Genomic DNA, 15,051 nt, shown 5'->3' with positions numbered 1-15,051 from the left:
GCGGACGACGCCCGGGAAGACCGCGCCGAGACCCCCGCCAAGGCACCCTCCGAGGACCGCGCCGAGGTCCATGCCGACGCCTGGGCCGCCGCGGCCGCCGAGGACCACGCCGACGCGCCCTCCGACGTGCCTGCCGCAGCACCCTCCGAAGCCGGCGCCGACGCGCCCGCCGCAGCACCCTCCGAGGTCCACGCCGACGCCTGGGCCACCGCGGCCGCCGAGGACCTCGAGGCCGAGCGGGCCCGCCGCCGCGCCCGCCACGGCACGCCCCCCGGCTCCGCCGCCGAAGAGTTCAGGAAGCTCGTCGACGCGGTCGCCGGCAAACTCTCCGACCTGCAGTCCCCGCTGCTCGGCGCGGTCGCAGGACCCGCCGCCCAGCAGGTCGTCCGCCAGGTCGTGCAGCAGGCGAAGGCCGCCGTCGAACCCGTCATCGAACGCAACCCGGACGTCTTCGACCACCTCGCCGCCGCGGGCAGCGAACTCCTCGCCGCCTACCGCTCCGCCGTGCAGGACCAGGAGCGCCGCTGGACGGCGCGCGACACCCCGCCGCGCGACCCCGGGGAGCGCCGCGACCCCGGGGACGAACCCGGCCCCGGCGAGCGCATCGACCTGGACTGAGCACCGCCCGGACCCCCTCGGCCGTGCCGGGCCGCCCGGCCTGCGGACACAGGGACGGCGCGCCCGTCACCTCGGGTACCGTTGGCGTAGCGGGGCTCGACCGAAACTGAGGGATTCATGGGACTCACCATCGGCGTCGACATCGGCGGCACCAAGATCGCGGCCGGCGTGGTCGACGAGGAAGGCACCATCCTCTCGACCCACAAGGTGCCGACCCCGGGCACGCCCGAGGAGATCGTGGACGCCATCGCCTCCGCGGTGGAAGGAGCACGCGCCGGACACGACATCGTCGGCGTGGGCATCGGCGCGGCCGGATACGTCAACCGCCAGCGCTCCGAGGTCTACTTCGCCCCCAACATCCACTGGCGCAACGAGCCGCTCAAGGAGAAGGTCGAGGCCCGCGTGGGCCTTCCGGTCGTCGTGGAGAACGACGCCAACGCGGCGGCCTGGGGCGAGTACAAGTTCGGCGCGGGCAAGGGCCACCGCAACGTCATCTGCATCACCCTGGGCACCGGCCTCGGCGGCGGCGTGATCATCGGCAACAAGCTGCGCCGCGGCCACTTCGGCGTGGCCGCCGAGTTCGGCCACATCCGGATGGTTCCGGACGGCCTGCTGTGCGGCTGCGGCTCGCAGGGCTGCTGGGAGCAGTACGCCTCCGGCCGCGCCCTCGTCCGCTACGCCAAGCAGCGCGCCAACGCCACCCCGGAGCAGGCCCAGACCCTGCTCTCCCTCGGCGACGGCACCCCCGACGGCATCGAGGGCAAACACGTCTCCATGGCGGCCCGCCAGGGCGACCGGGTGGCCGTCGACTCCTACCGCGAGCTGGCCCGCTGGGTCGGCGCGGGCCTGGCCGACCTGGCCTCCCTGTTCGACCCGTCCGCCTTCATCGTCGGCGGCGGCCTCTCCGACGAGGGCGAGCTGGTCCTCGGCCCGATCCGCAAGTCGTACCGCCGCTGGCTGGTCGGCGGGAACTGGCGTCCCGTCGCCGACGTCCTCGGCGCCCAGCTCGGCAACAAGGCCGGCCTGGTCGGCGCGGCCGACCTCGCCCGCGAGCCCGACCCGATCATGTGACGGCACATCGGCACCCGGCCGGCGCCCGCCCGACCCCCGAGGGGAACGGCGGGCGTCGCCGTTTCCCGGACGCCGCGGCGGCGTATCTTGATCCGCATGGCGACGACCGAGCTGCTGCCAGGGTCCCGCACCGACGCCGACGGCTCGGCCGTCGTCCGGGTGCTCAGCTACAACATCCGCTCGATGAAGGACGACACCGCCGCCCTCGCCCGGGTGATCGGCGCCTGCGCGCCCGACCTGGTGCTGCTCCAGGAGGCGCCGCGGTTCTTCCGCTGGCGCAAGAAACTCGCCCGGCTCGCCTCCGACTCCGGACTGGTGATCCTGTCCGGCGGCGCCACCGCGGCCGGGCCCGCCCTGCTGTGCTCCCTGCGCGCCACCGTCGAACGCACCGAGGACGTGCTGCTGCCGCTCACCCCGGGGCAGCACCGGCGCGGCTTCGCCACCGCCGTCGTACGGTTCGGCGGGGCCCGGCTCGGCGTGCTGAGCTGCCATCTGTCACTGGAGAAGGGCGAGCGCCACGAGCAGGGCGGGATGCTGCTGGACCGGGTGGCCGGAATGGGCGTGGACCACGCCGTCGCGGGCGGCGACCTCAACGACGAGCCGGCCGGGCGCACCTTCCGGCGGCTGGCCGGCACCCTGACGGACTGCCGCACCGCCGCGCCCTGGGGCGGCGAGCACACCTGGACGCACAGCGACCCGCCCCAACGCATCGACGCCCTGTTCGTCACCCAGGGCGTCGAGGTGCTGGGCTGCGGCGTGCCCCACGACCAGCCCGGGGTGACGCAGGCGGACCTGCGGGCGGCCACCGACCACCTGCCCGTCCTGGCCGCCCTCAAGGTCCCGGCGGCCGCGTGAGGGCGGTCAGACCACCGCGCCCCGGCCCGGGTCCTCGTCGTCCTCGTCGTCCGTGCGCATCCGCATCACCAGCGTGACCGCGCCGCCCAGGAAGCCGCCGATGCACAGGGTGGTCAGCCACCAGGTCATCTCCCAGCCCAGCAGTATCGCCAGCAGAAGCAGCACCGGGGCGCCCAGCACCCCCAGCCAGGCGAACCTGGAGGTCACGTCCGCCTCCGGCAGCGGCGGCGGCTCCGGCGGCACGAAGTGGCCCTCGTCGCTCTCGCCGAGGTCCTCCTCCGCCGGCTCCGCCACGCTGTAGTCCCGCGGGCCGACACCCGGCGCGAACGCCACCGAGCCGCCCAGCGGCCTGGCCGGCGGCTCCTCCTCCGCCTTCCGCGGCGGCGCCTTGGTCCCGGCGCCGTCCTCGTCGTTGGTCTCGGACTCCAGCAGCGCCAGGTCCTCCACCGACTTGAACGGCTTGGCGCCCGGCGGGTCCGGCGGTTCCTCGCCGTACCCGGCGACGATCGCCTCCCACGCGGCGGCCTCGTCGAAGGGGACGCCCTTCTCCTCCGGCTCGCGGCCCTCACGGTCCGAGTCGTGCTCAGCCACCTGCGGTCGTCCCTTCCTTGCCGAGACCGGGATCCCTGACGGCGCCGGGTGCGAGCCGGCCGATGAACGCGGTGCTCTCCCGGAAGATCAGCTCCGCGTCATGGTCCAACGTCGCCACGTGGTAGCTCTGTTCCAGCAGGACCTCCGTGACGTCCGCCGACGACACCCGGGAGAGGATCCGCGCCGAGTCGGCCGGCGGCACCACATGGTCCTGCGGGCTGCGCATCAGCAGCAGCGGCTGCGTGACCTGCGGCAGCTCACGGTCGACCAGCCGGAAGAAGTTCCGCAGCGAGTGCGCCGCGTGCAGCGGCACCCGGTCGTACCCCAGCTCCCGGGTCACCGGCTTGGCGATGTCGCTCGCGATGCCCTTGGTCGCCGGGACGAGATGGCGCAGCACCGGAAGGGCGTGCGCGGCCACCCCGTGCACCTTGTTCGCCGGGTTGACCACCATCACCCCGCTCACCGCGTCGCCGTGGAGCGCCGCCAGCCGCAGCGCCAGCGCGCCGCCCATCGACAGCCCGGCCACGAACACCCGCGCGGAGCGGTCCCGCAGCAGCCGCAGCTCACGGTCCACCTCCGCGTACCAGTCCTGCCAGCCGGTCACCCCCAGGTCCTCCCAGCGGGTGCCGTGCCCGGGCAGCAAAGGCAGCGACACGGTCAGCCCGCGCTCGGCGAGATGCTGCGCCCACGGGCGCAAGGACTGCGGCGAACCGGTGAAGCCGTGGCAGAGGAGGACGGCGGTATCCCCGCCCTCGTGGCGGAACGGCTCGGCTCCGGTCAGGAGCGGCACCTTCGGCCTCCTGTTCCTGGGACTTTCCTGGGACTCGTGGACGGTCCGGCACGTCGTCTCGGCCGGCGCGGAGCCGGCACAGGGATTGCAGGACCTTCACCGTACGCGACCGCACTGACACCGACCAGGGCCGTCGGGGCCTTCCGCGCCGCTCCGGGATATGGTCTGACCAACACGCACAGGAGGCACTCGGTTGTTGTACGGCACGATGAAGGTCGCCATCGGAGGGCCGCTGAAGCTCGCCTTCAGGCCCTGGGTGGAAGGCCTGGAGAACGTCCCCGCCGAGGGCCCCGCCATTCTGGCCAGCAACCACCTGTCGTTCTCGGACTCCTTCTTCCTGCCCGCGGTGCTCGACCGCAAGGTCACCTTCATCGCGAAGGCGGAGTACTTCACCACCCCGGGCGTCAAGGGCAGGATGACGGCGGCCTTCTTCAAGGGCGTCGGCCAGCTCCCCGTGGACCGCTCCGGGGCGCGCGGCGCCGGCGAGGCGGCGATCAAGAGCGGCATAGAGGTGCTGGAGCGCGGCGAGCTGTTCGGGATCTACCCCGAGGGCACCCGCTCGCCCGACGGCCGCCTCTACCGCGGCAAGCCGGGCGGCCTGGCGCGCGTGGCGCTGGCCACCGGGGCGCCGGTCGTCCCGGTCGCCATGATCGACACGGAGAAGATCCAGCCCCCGGGGCAGGTCGTGCCCAAGCTGATGCGCCCGGGCATCCGGATCGGCAAGCCCCTCGACTTCTCCCGCTACCAGGGCATGGAGCACGACCGCTTCGTGCTCCGCGCGGTGACGGACGAGGTCATGTACGAGATCATGAAGCTGTCCGGCCAGGAGTACGTCGACATGTACGCCACCGCCATGAAGCGGCAGCTCGCCGAGGCGGCCAAGGCCGAGAGGGAAGCGGAGAAGGCCGCCAGGGCCGCCGTCGCCCGGGCCGACAAGGAGCAGGCGGAGAAGCTCAGGGCGGCCATGGAGCAGGCGGACCGGGGACAGGCCGGGGGACCGTCCGAGCGGTAGGGGACCCGGCACGCACCGGGGGAGTGGGGGGAACATGGCCCAGCGCGACAGAGTCATGCGCATGTCGGTCGAGCAGCCGCTGTGGCGCGCGCTCGCCGGCTACCGCGTCCTGGCCATGATCTACGCGATCGGCCTGTTCGCCGCCGCCCACGACGGGTTCACCCGCCCCTGGCTCGCCGTCGCCTACTTCACCGTCCTCGGCGCATGGACCCTCGCCACTCTCCCCAAGGTCGCGAGCGCCGTCGCCTGCACCAAGCCGTTCCTCGCCGTCGACCTCGCCGTCGCGCTCACCGGCATCCTGATCACCCCGGTCGCCGACGCCGCCGAACGGGTCCTCGACGGCGGACCCACCCTGCCGTCCATATGGACCGCGGGATCCGTGCTCGCCTTCGCCGTCAAGGGCGGCTGGCGCTGGGCTGCCCTCGCCTCCACCCTGGTCGCCGTCGCCAACCTGGTCGAGCGCGGCACCCCCGCCCGCGACACCGTGCACAACGTCGTCCTCGTCTGGGTCGCCTCCATCGCCATCGGCTACGTCGTCGAGGTCGCCCGCGCCTCCGAGCGCACCCTCGCCCGCGCCCTGGAGATCGAGGCCGCCACCCGGGAACGGGAGCGCCTCGCCCGGGACATCCACGACGGCGTGCTCCAGGTGCTCGCGATGGTGCAGCGGCGCGGCGCCGTCCTCGGCGGCGAGGCGGCCGAGCTGGGCCGGATGGCCGGCGAGCAGGAGGTGGCGCTGCGCACCCTGGTGTCCGGCGGCCTCGTCCCCGTCTCCCGCGCCTCCGAGGACGCCGCCCAGGGCGCCGTCGTACGGACCGTGGAGGAGACCGAGCCGGAGGACGACGGGCCGCTGGACCTGCGGTCCCTGCTCGCCCCGCACGCCGGGTCCCGGGTCAGCCTCGCCGAACCCGGCGCGCCCGTGCGGCTCGCCCCGGAGGCCGCGCGCGAGGTGGCCGCCGCCGTCGGCGCCGCCCTCGACAACGTCCGCCGGCACGCCGGGGAGCAGGCCCGCGCCTGGATCCTGGTCGAGGACGAGCCGGACGAGGTGATCGTCACCGTCCGCGACGACGGCCCCGGCATCCCGGAGGGACGGCTCGCCCAGGCCGAGGGGGAGGGGCGGCTCGGCGTGGCCCTGTCCATCCGGGGCCGGCTGCGCGACCTCGGCGGCAGCGCCGAGGTGATCTCGGTGCCCGGCCAGGGCACGGAGGTCGAACTCCGGGTGCCGAAGCACCATCAGCAGACGAACCACCCGCGGGGGAAGGCGGAACAGCGATGACCGGGACGACACCGATCAGGGTGATGGTGGTCGACGACCACCCCATGTGGCGCGACGCCGTCGCCCGCGACCTCTCCGAGTCAGGCTTCGAGGTCGTCGCCACGGCCGGCGACGGCGACCAGGCGGTGCGCCGCGCCAAGGCCGCCGCGCCCGACGTCCTCGTCCTCGACCTCAACCTGCCCGGCAAGCCCGGCGTGCAGGTCTGCAAGGAGGTCGTCGCCGCCGACCCCGCCGTGCGGGTGCTGGTGCTCTCCGCCAGTGGCGAGCACGCCGACGTCCTGGAGGCCGTCAAGTCCGGCGCCACCGGCTACCTGCTCAAGTCCGCCTCCACCGAGGACCTGAGGGACGCCGTGCGCCGCACCGCCGACGGCGACCCGGTGTTCACCCCGGGCCTCGCCGGACTCGTCCTCGGCGAGTACCGCCGCCTCGCCTCCGAACCGGCCGGGCCCGCCGCCGGCGGCGAGGAGCAGAAGGCGCCCCGGCTCACCGAGCGCGAGACCGAGGTGCTGCGCCTGGTCGCCAAGGGCCTCAGCTACAAGCAGATCGCCGAACGCCTCGTCATCTCGCACCGCACCGTGCAGAACCACGTCCAGAACACCCTCGGCAAACTCCAGCTCCACAACCGCGTGGAACTCGTCCGGTACGCCATCGAGCGCGGCCTCGACGACGCGTAGCCGTCCCGGCACCCGGAACATCTGGCCCGTCCGGCCCAGGCACGTCCCTCCGCACCCCCGTATATTCGCAGGCGGCACCGCACCAGACCCCTGGACATCCGGAAGGGCCCCGTGGAAATCCTCGTCTTCGGCGTACAGGCCGACGAAAGGCCCCTCATCGAGCGGGCCTTCGCCCCCCACCATCCCGTCCGCCCCCTGGACGTCTTCCTCAACACGGACACCGCCCCCATCGCCGCCGGCCACGAGATCATCTCCACCAGCGTCAACTGCGACCTCGGCGCCGACGTCCTCTCCGGCCTCGCCGCCGGCGGCACCCGGATGGTCGCCCAGCGCTCCACCGGCTTCAACAACATCGACCTGGACGTCGCCGAGCGCCTCGGCATCAGCGTCGCCCGCGTCTCCTCCTACTCCCCGTACTCCGTCGCCGAGTTCGCCTGGACCCTCGCCATGGCGGTCAACCGCCGCATCGTCCGCGCCTCCACCCGCACCCGCGACTTCGACTTCCGCCTCGACGGGCTGATGGGCCGCGACCTGCACGGCCGCACCGCCGGCGTGCTCGGCACCGGGAAGATCGGCGAGGCGTTCGCCCGCATCGCCCGCGGCTTCGGCATGCGGCTGCTCGGCTGGGACGTCGCCGAGAACCCGGCCTGCCGGGAGCTGGGCATGACGTACGTCTCGAAGGAGCAGCTGCTCGCCGAGTCCGACCTGGTCAGCCTGCATGTGCCGCTGCTGCCGGAGACCCGGCACCTCATCGACGCGACCGCCCTGAAGACGATGCGGGACGACGCGATCCTGGTGAACTCCAGCCGGGGCGGCCTGGTCGACACCGCCGCCCTCGTCGACGAACTGCGCGCCGGACGCTTCACCGGCGTCGGCCTGGACGTGTACGAGGCGGAGGCGGGCCTGTTCTTCCTCGACAAGTCCCTGGAGGCCGTCGACGACGACACCCTGGCCCGTCTCGTCACCTTCCCCAACGTCCTGGTCACGTCCCACCAGGCGTACTACACCGAGGACGCGGTCACGCAGATCGTCGGGACGACGCTGGACAACGTCCTCGACTACACGGCGGGCCGCCGCTCCGAGAACGTGCTGGTGCCGCGCAGCTGACCCATCAGCTCCCGCACCACGGCCGCGCCGTTCAGGCTGAGCACCGACTCGGGGTGGAACTGCACCCCGGCGAAACCGGGACCCCGCACCGCGTGCACCTCGCCGTTCGCCGCGCGGCTCACCTCGACGCCGTGGGCGGCCAGCTCCCGCGCGGCCTCCTCGTCGCAGTGCGCCACGAAGCTGTTGTAGAAGCCCACCGTCTCCGGCCGCCCGAACAGGTCGATCCCGGTCTGCGCCCCCTGGTACGGCACCTCCTTGCGGACGATGTCCAGGCCCAGCTCGGCCGCGATCAGCTCGTGGCCGAGACAGACGCCGAGCACGCCGTGCCGGTGGCCGGCGATCACCTCGGCGGTCAGCTCACGCAGGAACCGCATCTTCGGGTCGGCCGTGTCCGACGGGTCGCCCGGACCGGGGCCCAGCACCAGCGGGCCCTCGTGCGTCAGCGCCGCCTCCCGCAGTCCGGGCTCGTCGTAGCGGCGCACGGTGACCTCGAGGCCGGCCGCCCGCAGCACATGCGCGAGCATCGCGGTGAAGGTGTCCTCCGCGTCCACGACCAGCGCGTGCCCGGTGAGCGCGTCCGACCGCTCCTGCATCCGCAGCCAGAACGGCGCCAGCGACGCCCGGCGCCCGTCCAGCGCGGCCCGCACCCGAGGGTCGTCCGCCAGCTTCGGCCGCACCGCCTCGGCGCGCGGCCGCCCGGGCCGCACACCCAGCGCGGCCAGCACCCCGGCCGCCTTCGCATGGGTCTCCGCGACCTCCCCGGCCGGGTCCGAGCCGCGCACCAGCGTGGCGCCGACCGGCACCCGCAGCCGTCCGGCGGCGTCGATGTCGGCGGTGCGGATCAGGATGGGGGAGTCCAGCGTCTGGGCGCCGCCCTCGTCGCGTCCGAGCAGGGCCAGCGCGCCCGCGTAGTAGCCGCGTCCGCCGGCCTCGTGCCGCTCGATCACCCGGCAGGCGTTCTGCACCGGCGAGCCGGTGACGGTCGCCGCGAACATCGTCTCCCGCAGCACCTCGCGCACGTCCAGCGAGGACCGGCCGCGCAGCTCGTACTCGGTGTGCGCGAGGTGCGCCATCTCCTTCAGCCGGGGCCCGATCACCACGCCGCCCCGGTCGCCGACCGTGCACATCATCTTGAGCTCCTCGTCGACGACCATCGACAGCTCCTCGATCTCCTTGCCGTCGGCGAGGAAGCGGAACAGGTGCTCAGGGGTGGGGCCCCCGGCGGGGTAGCGGTAGGTGCCGCTGATCGGGTTCATCACGACGGTCCCGCCGGACGCGCGTACGTGCACCTCGGGGCTCGCGCCGACGAGCGTCCGCTCCCCGGTGTGCACCACGAACGTCCAGTACGCGCCCCGCTCGCCCTCCAGCAGCCGCCGGAACAGCGCGAGCGCGTCGGCCCGCCCGAACCCGGGGATCCGGCCCTCGTACGTTCTGCGGATCACGAAGTTGGCGCCCTCGCCGCGGCCGATCTCCTCGTCGAGGACCCGGCCGACGGTCCGCGCGTACTCCTCGTCGCCGACGTCGAAGCCGCCTCCCTCGACCCGCACGTCGTGCGCGGGGAGCGCCGCCAGAGCCTCGGCGAGGGGGAACTCGTGACGCTCCTCGGGGGTCAGCACCAGCAGCGGGGTGCCGTCGTCGCGGACGTCGAAGCCGCGCTCGCGGATCTGCCGGAACGGCACCAGGGCCAGGCCCTCGTCGGGCAGGTCGGCCAGGCGTTCGCGGGAGGCGACCGGGCCGATCAGCAGTTCCACCATGTCGTGGTCGTGGCCGGGGGTGCGGCGGCGCAGCAGGGCGAAGGGGCGGTCGTCGTGCGGGAGCCGTGTCAGGTCCATGGGGCGTTCCTCGTTTCGTCGCTGTCGTGAGCGGTGAGGAACGGCCCCGGAAACCACCGAAGGCCGCCCCTCGGGCGGCCTTCGCGAAGTCGGTGCGTACGCGCAGTCAGTGGGCCGCCGGATGAGCGGTCCACCACCAGGTGCGGGTCGAGTGCGCGAACATGGCCCCGACCTTAGCGCATCGTGCATCGGTGCGGACCCTGTCTCAGTTGGTGGGCGTCGGAATGGACGACCGTTCTGACCCCGTAATGTGGGATGCGTGACCGTGAACGCTAAGACCAGCGCGAGCGCTGGCAACACCTGGCGAGACCTGCCCGCGGCGCAGCAGCCCGAGTACCCCGACCCCGAGGCTCTGCGCGCAGCGATCGCGGACCTCGAGTCGTATCCGCCGCTCGTCTTCGCGGGCGAGTGCGACCAGCTGCGCGCCCGGATGGCGTCCGTCGCCAAGGGAGAGGCGTTCCTCCTCCAGGGCGGCGACTGCGCCGAGGCCTTCGACGCCGTGTCCGCCGACCACATCCGCAACAAACTCAAGACGCTCCTGCAGATGGGCGCCGTCCTCACCTACGCGGCCTCCGTGCCCGTGGTGAAGGTCGGGCGGATCGCCGGGCAGTACTCCAAGCCGCGCTCCAAGCCGACCGAGACCCGTGACGGTGTGACGCTGCCGACGTACCGGGGCGACTCGGTCAACGGCTTCGAGTTCACCGAGGAGGCCCGGGTCCCGGACCCCGAGCGGCTGAAGCGGATGTACCACGCGTCGGCGTCCACGCTGAACCTGGTCCGCGCCTTCACCACCGGCGGTTACGCCGACCTGCGTCAGGTGCACGCCTGGAACCAGGACTTCGTGAAGTCGTCGCCGTCCGGCCAGCGCTACGAGCAGCTGGCGCGGGAGATCGACCAGGCGCTGAACTTCATGCGGGCCTGCGGCGCGGAGCCGGAGGAGTTCAAGACCGTCGAGTTCTTCTCGTCGCACGAGGCGCTGCTGCTCGACTACGAGTCGGCGCTCACCCGCGTGGACTCCCGCACGGGACAGCTGTACGACGTGTCCGCGCACATGGTGTGGATCGGCGAGCGCACCCGGCAGCTGGACCACGCGCACATCGAGTTCGCCTCGCGGATCCGCAACCCGATCGGCATCAAGCTCGGCCCGAGCACGACGGCCGAGGAGGCGCTGCAGTACATCGACCGTCTCGACCCGGAGCGGGAGCCCGGCCGGCTGACGTTCATCGTCCGGATGGGCGCGGACAAGATCCGCGACAAGCTCCCCGAGCTGGTGGAGAAGGTCACCGCGTCCGGCGCGACCGTGGCGTGGGTGACGGACCCGATGCACGGCAACACCTTCGAGGCCGCCTCCGGGCACAAGACCCGCCGCTTCGACGACGTGCTCGACGAGGTGAAGGGCTTCTTCGAGGTCCACAAGGAACTGGGCACCCACCCGGGCGGCATCCATGTGGAGCTCACGGGCGACGACGTCACGGAGTGCGTGGGCGGCGGCGACGAGATCTTCGTCGACGATCTGCACCAGCGCTACGAGACGGCGTGCGACCCGCGGCTGAACCGCAGCCAGTCGCTCGACCTGGCGTTCCTGGTCGCGGAGATGTACCGGGACCAGTGACCCGGCCGGTCCGGCCGGCAGCCGTCGGGGGTGGGGCGTGTCTCACACGGGATGACGCCCCACCCCCCTTTTGTGCCCCGAAGGGCGCAGGTAAGGTTAGGTTTGCCTCACCGACGGAGGGTCGGTACGGCACGACCCAGATCTTCGTCGGGAGGTGACCCGCGTGTTCGTCTGCAGCTGCTTCGGCGTGACCGAGGAACAGGTGAGGAGCCACGCGGAAGCCGGTGCCTGCACGCCCCGGCAGATCGCCTCCGCCTGCAAGGCCGGCACGGACTGCGGCGGCTGCGTCCGGCGCATCCAGGCGCTGCTCGGCCGTGGCGCCTGCCCCCGGCGGCAGCTCGTCGACCAGGGCGGACAGCCGCTCGTGGCAGAGGTCGCGGCGGAGGTCCCGGACGCCGCCTAGGGTCTGTTGCAAAAGTGGATCTTGTTCGTTGATGATCATGTCCTGTGGGACGTGGGGATCTGACGAATGGCCAGTGGGCCCGGCTTGAGCCTCTGCTGCCGACGGGCATCAAGCCGGGCCGGCCGCAGGTGTGGACGCGGCGGCAGTTGATAGACGGGATACGGTGGCGGACCCGGACCGGTGCTCCGTGGCGGGACGTGCCCGAACGTTATGGGCCGTGGGACCGGGTCTATGACCTGTTCCGGCGCTGGCAGCGGGACGGCACCTGGGCGAGGATCCTCACCCAGCTCCAGGCCGAGGCGGACGCCAAGGGCCTGATCACCTGGGATGTCAACGTCGACTCCACCGTCTGCCGGGCCCACCAGCACGCCGCCGGAGCGGCGAAAAAGGGGACCTCCAGAAGGAGCCGCCCGGCGGGATCTTCGTCGAGCCGGCCGACCACGGCCTCGGACGCTCCCGCGGCGGACTGACCAGCAAGATCCACCTCGCGGTCGAGCAGGGGCAGAAGCCCTTGTCCGTGGTGATCACGGCCGGGCAGCGGGGCGACTCCCCGCAGTTCGAGCCGGTCCTGGAAGCCATCCGGGTTCCGCGGCTGGGACTGGGCAGGCCGCGCAAGCGTCCGGACCGGGTGCGGGCCGACAAGGCGTACGACTCCCGTGGCAATCGCTCCTACCTGCGCAGACGCGGGATCAAGGCCACCATCCCGGTTCCGGCGGACCGGGTCCGCAACCGCCTCAAGCGCGGATCGCGTGGCGGGCGGCCGCCGATGTTCGACAAGGACGACTACAAGCAGCGGCACGCGGTCGAGTGCGGGATCAACCGGCTCAAACGCCACCGGGCTGTCGCCACGAGGTACGACAAACTCGCCGTCCGCTACGAAGCGACCGTGCTGGTCGCAGCCATCAATGAATGGCTATGACCAGCACTTTCGCAACAGGCCCTAGGCGGTTCCCCGACGCCGTCAGGGCGTCTTGAAGCCGTGCGTCCCAGGGCCCGACGGGTCCGGCTGGGTCTGCTCGACGACCGTCGACAGGTAGAGCGCCTCACCCAGTTTGTCGATCAGCTCCAGCTGGGTGTCCAGGTAGTCGATGTGGTGCTCCTCGTCGGCCAGGATGGCCTCGAAGATGTTGGCCGAGGTGATGTCGTTCTTGTTGCGCATGACCTCGACGCCGCGGCGGAGCCGGTCGATCGCCTCGAGCTCGATCTCGCGGTCGGCCTGGAACATCTCGGTGACGGTCTGCCCGACGCGGACGTGGAACAGCCGCTGGTAGTTCGGCAGGCCGTCCAGCAGCAGGATGCGGTCGGTGAGCAGCTCGGCGTGGTTCATCTCGTCGAAGGACTCGGCGCGGGTGTACCGGGCGAGCTTGTGCCAGCCCTTGTGGTCCTGGAGCTTGGAGTGCAGGAAGTACTGGTTGATCGCCGTCAGCTCGGCGGTCAGCTGCTCGTTGAGGAACTCGATGACCTCGGGATCGCCCTGCATGGCACGGGCTCCTTCCGCGTGGGGGGAAATGTGCGGGTCGGGGCGCATGATTGCACCGGCGCGGAAGATCGTCCAGTAAGTCTTGACTTAGTAGGTAACACGCCACTTGGTCTGTTTTGCCACCGAATGACCGAATCTGCGGGGCCCGGTTCATGGGCATGGCCACCGGTCTGTCAGGATGGAGACATGGGTCAGCCGGCGGAACGCGAATCGGGGGAGCGCGCGACACGAGGAGCGGCGGATCTCCAGCTCCCGCCGGGGCAGCGGCTCCAGAAGGGCTGGCCGGTCACGCACTACGGGCCGGTCCCCAAGTTCCGCCCGGAGCGCTGGGAGTTCCGGGTCTTCGGCGCCACCGCCGACGGCGAGAAGCACTGCTGGAACCACGAGGAGTTCACGGCGCTGCCGTACACCACCGTCGAGGCCGATCTGCACTGCGTGACCAAGTTCAGCATGGTCGGCGCGGAGTGGGGCGGCATCCCGGCGCGCACCGTCGTGGAGATCGCCCCGCCCGCCCCGGACGTCACCCATGTGATGGTGTGGGCCGAGTACGGCTTCAGCTCCAACCTGCGGCTCGCGGACTTCACGTCCGACCGCACCCTCTTCGCCACCCACAAGGACGGCGAGCTGCTCACCGCCGAGCACGGCTTCCCGCTGCGCCTGATCGTGCCCCACCTGTACGCGTGGAAGGGCCCCAAATGGGTCCGCGGCGTGGAGTACATGACCGCCGACCGCCGGGGCTTCTGGGAGGAGCGCGGCTACCACAACGTCGGCGACCCCTGGAAGGAGCAGCGCTACTCCTACCAGGAGGAGCCCGGGGAGGGCCCCGAGCTCTGACGTACGGCTCAGCCGTCGCGGAGCTTCTTCAGCCGCTCCACGTCCGCCGCGTGCCCCTCCTTGCCGCCGGGCGTCTCGATCACCAGCGGCACGCCCGCGGTCGCCGGGTGCGTCATCAGTGCCCGGAACGGGTCCTCGCCGATGTGTCCCGCGCCGATGTTGGCGTGCCGGTCCTTGTGCGCGCCGACGACGTCCTTGGAGTCGTTGGCGTGGATCAGCCGCAGCCGCCCCTCGCCGACGGTCGCCACCAGCTCGTCCAGCGTGCGGTACGCGCCCTGGGGCCCGGCCAGGTCGTGCCCGGCGGCGAAGACATGGCAGGTGTCCAGGCACACCCCGAGCCTCGGATGGGCGTCCAGCTCCCGGAAGTACGGGCCCAGGTCCTCCACCAGCGAGCACAGCGAGGCGCCCTGGCCCGCGGTCGGCTCCAGCAGCAGGTACGGGTCGTCGTCGTGGGTCAGCTCGTCCAGCAGCGGCAGCAGGTGCTCCCGCACCTGCCTCAGCGCCGCCGCGCGCTCGCGCCCGCCGGTCGCGCTGCCGGTGTGCACCACCACGCCCAGCGCGCCGATCTCCCGGCCGCGGCGCAGCGAGTGCCGCAGGGACTCCACCGACCGCTCCACGGTCGCCGGGGTGTGGGACCCGAAGTTGATCAGGTAGGGGGCGTGCACGTACGCCGGGACCGACGCCTCGGCGCAGGCCGAGCGGAACGCCTCGTCCTGCGCCGGGTTGCCGGCCGGGGTGGCCCAGCCGCGCGGGTTGGCGACGAAGACCTGTACGGTCTCCGCCCCCAGGTCACGGGCGTAGGACAGACCGACGGAATGCAGACCGCCGGCCACGGGGACGTGACTGCCGATCGGGTTGCGGACGGGGCCGGACGGGTGACTCTTCACCCGTCAAGGGTG

At 72.4% G+C, this 15,051-nt stretch carries 17 protein-coding genes; 11 read left to right on the top strand and 6 right to left on the bottom strand.

The window, feature by feature from the left end:
• Positions 1–126 precede the first annotated feature (126 nt).
• The 3 genes from ACP7TJ_RS08360 to ACP7TJ_RS08350 all read left to right on the top strand — a co-directional run bounded on the left by ACP7TJ_RS08360 (position 127) and on the right by ACP7TJ_RS08350 (position 2,544).
• On the top strand, positions 127–618 hold the full coding sequence (locus tag ACP7TJ_RS08360; RefSeq protein ID WP_427767306.1) for a DUF5304 domain-containing protein: 492 nt from the start codon (positions 127–129) through the stop codon (positions 616–618).
• A gap of 117 nt (positions 619–735) precedes the next feature.
• A complete protein-coding gene (locus ACP7TJ_RS08355) occupies positions 736–1,689 on the top strand; it encodes an ROK family glucokinase (protein ID WP_093767969.1) in 954 nt (317 codons plus the stop codon).
• Between the two features lie 96 nt (positions 1,690–1,785).
• Positions 1,786–2,544 (top strand): endonuclease/exonuclease/phosphatase family protein, encoded by a 759-nt coding sequence (locus ACP7TJ_RS08350; RefSeq protein ID WP_167742833.1) that lies wholly within the window; start codon positions 1,786–1,788, stop codon positions 2,542–2,544.
• A gap of 6 nt (positions 2,545–2,550) precedes the next feature.
• Here the strand turns inward: ACP7TJ_RS08350 and ACP7TJ_RS08345 are convergent, their stop codons facing one another.
• On the bottom strand, positions 2,551–3,135 hold the full coding sequence (locus tag ACP7TJ_RS08345) for a hypothetical protein (protein WP_093767971.1): 585 nt from the start codon (positions 3,133–3,135) through the stop codon (positions 2,551–2,553).
• Complete coding sequence (locus tag ACP7TJ_RS08340) at positions 3,128–3,925, bottom strand: alpha/beta hydrolase (RefSeq protein WP_093767972.1); 798 nt, start codon at positions 3,923–3,925, stop codon at positions 3,128–3,130. The genes ACP7TJ_RS08345 and ACP7TJ_RS08340 overlap by 8 nt, the downstream gene beginning before the upstream one ends.
• Before the next feature lie 208 nt (positions 3,926–4,133).
• Between ACP7TJ_RS08340 and ACP7TJ_RS08335 the strand changes: the two genes are divergently transcribed.
• From ACP7TJ_RS08335 to ACP7TJ_RS08320, 4 genes are all read left to right on the top strand, one after another.
• Positions 4,134–4,937: a lysophospholipid acyltransferase family protein gene (locus ACP7TJ_RS08335; RefSeq protein WP_093768026.1), complete on the top strand. Its 804-nt coding sequence runs from the start codon at positions 4,134–4,136 to the stop codon at positions 4,935–4,937.
• 34 nt (positions 4,938–4,971) lie between these two features.
• Positions 4,972–6,210 carry a MacS family sensor histidine kinase gene (gene macS / locus ACP7TJ_RS08330; protein WP_093767973.1) on the top strand — a complete coding sequence of 413 codons (1,239 nt, stop codon included), beginning with the start codon at positions 4,972–4,974 and terminating at the stop codon, positions 6,208–6,210.
• Positions 6,207–6,884, top strand: coding sequence for a response regulator (locus tag ACP7TJ_RS08325; RefSeq protein WP_093767974.1), 678 nt, complete (start codon positions 6,207–6,209; stop codon positions 6,882–6,884). The genes macS and ACP7TJ_RS08325 overlap by 4 nt, the downstream gene beginning before the upstream one ends.
• Positions 6,885–6,995: 111 nt before the next feature.
• Positions 6,996–7,991, top strand: coding sequence for a 2-hydroxyacid dehydrogenase (locus tag ACP7TJ_RS08320; protein WP_266545575.1), 996 nt, complete (start codon positions 6,996–6,998; stop codon positions 7,989–7,991).
• Here the strand turns inward: ACP7TJ_RS08320 and ACP7TJ_RS08315 are convergent.
• A complete protein-coding gene (locus tag ACP7TJ_RS08315; protein WP_427762648.1) occupies positions 7,943–9,823 on the bottom strand; it encodes an anthranilate synthase family protein in 1,881 nt (626 codons plus the stop codon). The two genes, ACP7TJ_RS08320 and ACP7TJ_RS08315, sit on opposite strands and share 49 nt — an antisense overlap.
• Before the next feature lie 106 nt (positions 9,824–9,929).
• Positions 9,930–9,986 carry a trp operon leader peptide gene (locus ACP7TJ_RS08310; RefSeq protein ID WP_078493144.1) on the bottom strand — a complete coding sequence of 19 codons (57 nt, stop codon included), beginning with the start codon at positions 9,984–9,986 and terminating at the stop codon, positions 9,930–9,932.
• A 96-nt stretch (positions 9,987–10,082) separates the two neighbouring features.
• On the opposite strand from ACP7TJ_RS08310, the gene ACP7TJ_RS08305 reads away from it, so the two are divergent.
• The 3 genes from ACP7TJ_RS08305 to ACP7TJ_RS08295 all read left to right on the top strand — a co-directional run bounded on the left by ACP7TJ_RS08305 (position 10,083) and on the right by ACP7TJ_RS08295 (position 12,757).
• Positions 10,083–11,435 (top strand): class II 3-deoxy-7-phosphoheptulonate synthase, encoded by a 1,353-nt coding sequence (locus ACP7TJ_RS08305; protein ID WP_093767977.1) that lies wholly within the window; start codon positions 10,083–10,085, stop codon positions 11,433–11,435.
• Positions 11,436–11,598: 163 nt separating this feature from the next.
• Positions 11,599–11,838, top strand: a complete 240-nt coding sequence (locus ACP7TJ_RS08300; RefSeq protein ID WP_093768027.1) for a (2Fe-2S)-binding protein — start codon at positions 11,599–11,601, stop codon at positions 11,836–11,838.
• A 44-nt stretch (positions 11,839–11,882) separates the two neighbouring features.
• Positions 11,883–12,757, top strand: a protein-coding gene (locus ACP7TJ_RS08295; RefSeq protein ID WP_427762645.1) for an IS5 family transposase whose coding sequence is annotated in 2 segments (ribosomal slippage) — positions 11,883–12,276 and positions 12,276–12,757 — 876 coding nt in all. Because the reading frame shifts where the segments join, the coding sequence is not laid out codon by codon here.
• A gap of 42 nt (positions 12,758–12,799) precedes the next feature.
• Here the strand turns inward: ACP7TJ_RS08295 and bfr are convergent.
• Positions 12,800–13,318, bottom strand: a complete 519-nt coding sequence (gene bfr / locus ACP7TJ_RS08290; protein ID WP_093767978.1) for a bacterioferritin — start codon at positions 13,316–13,318, stop codon at positions 12,800–12,802.
• Between the two features lie 186 nt (positions 13,319–13,504).
• On the opposite strand from bfr, the gene ACP7TJ_RS08285 reads away from it, so the two are divergent.
• Positions 13,505–14,152 (top strand): sulfite oxidase-like oxidoreductase, encoded by a 648-nt coding sequence (locus ACP7TJ_RS08285; RefSeq protein ID WP_093767979.1) that lies wholly within the window; start codon positions 13,505–13,507, stop codon positions 14,150–14,152.
• Between the two features lie 8 nt (positions 14,153–14,160).
• Here ACP7TJ_RS08285 and ACP7TJ_RS08280 read toward each other — a convergent pair whose 3' ends face one another.
• A complete protein-coding gene (locus ACP7TJ_RS08280) occupies positions 14,161–15,039 on the bottom strand; it encodes a deoxyribonuclease IV (protein ID WP_427762642.1) in 879 nt (292 codons plus the stop codon).
• Between the last annotated feature and the right edge of the window lie 12 nt (positions 15,040–15,051).

It is taken from the genome of Streptomyces sp. DSM 41931, from assembly GCF_050271085.1.
GTDB lineage: Bacteria > Actinomycetota > Actinomycetes > Streptomycetales > Streptomycetaceae > Streptomyces > Streptomyces albogriseolus.
This window is presented reverse-complemented; position numbering and strand designations above follow the sequence as displayed.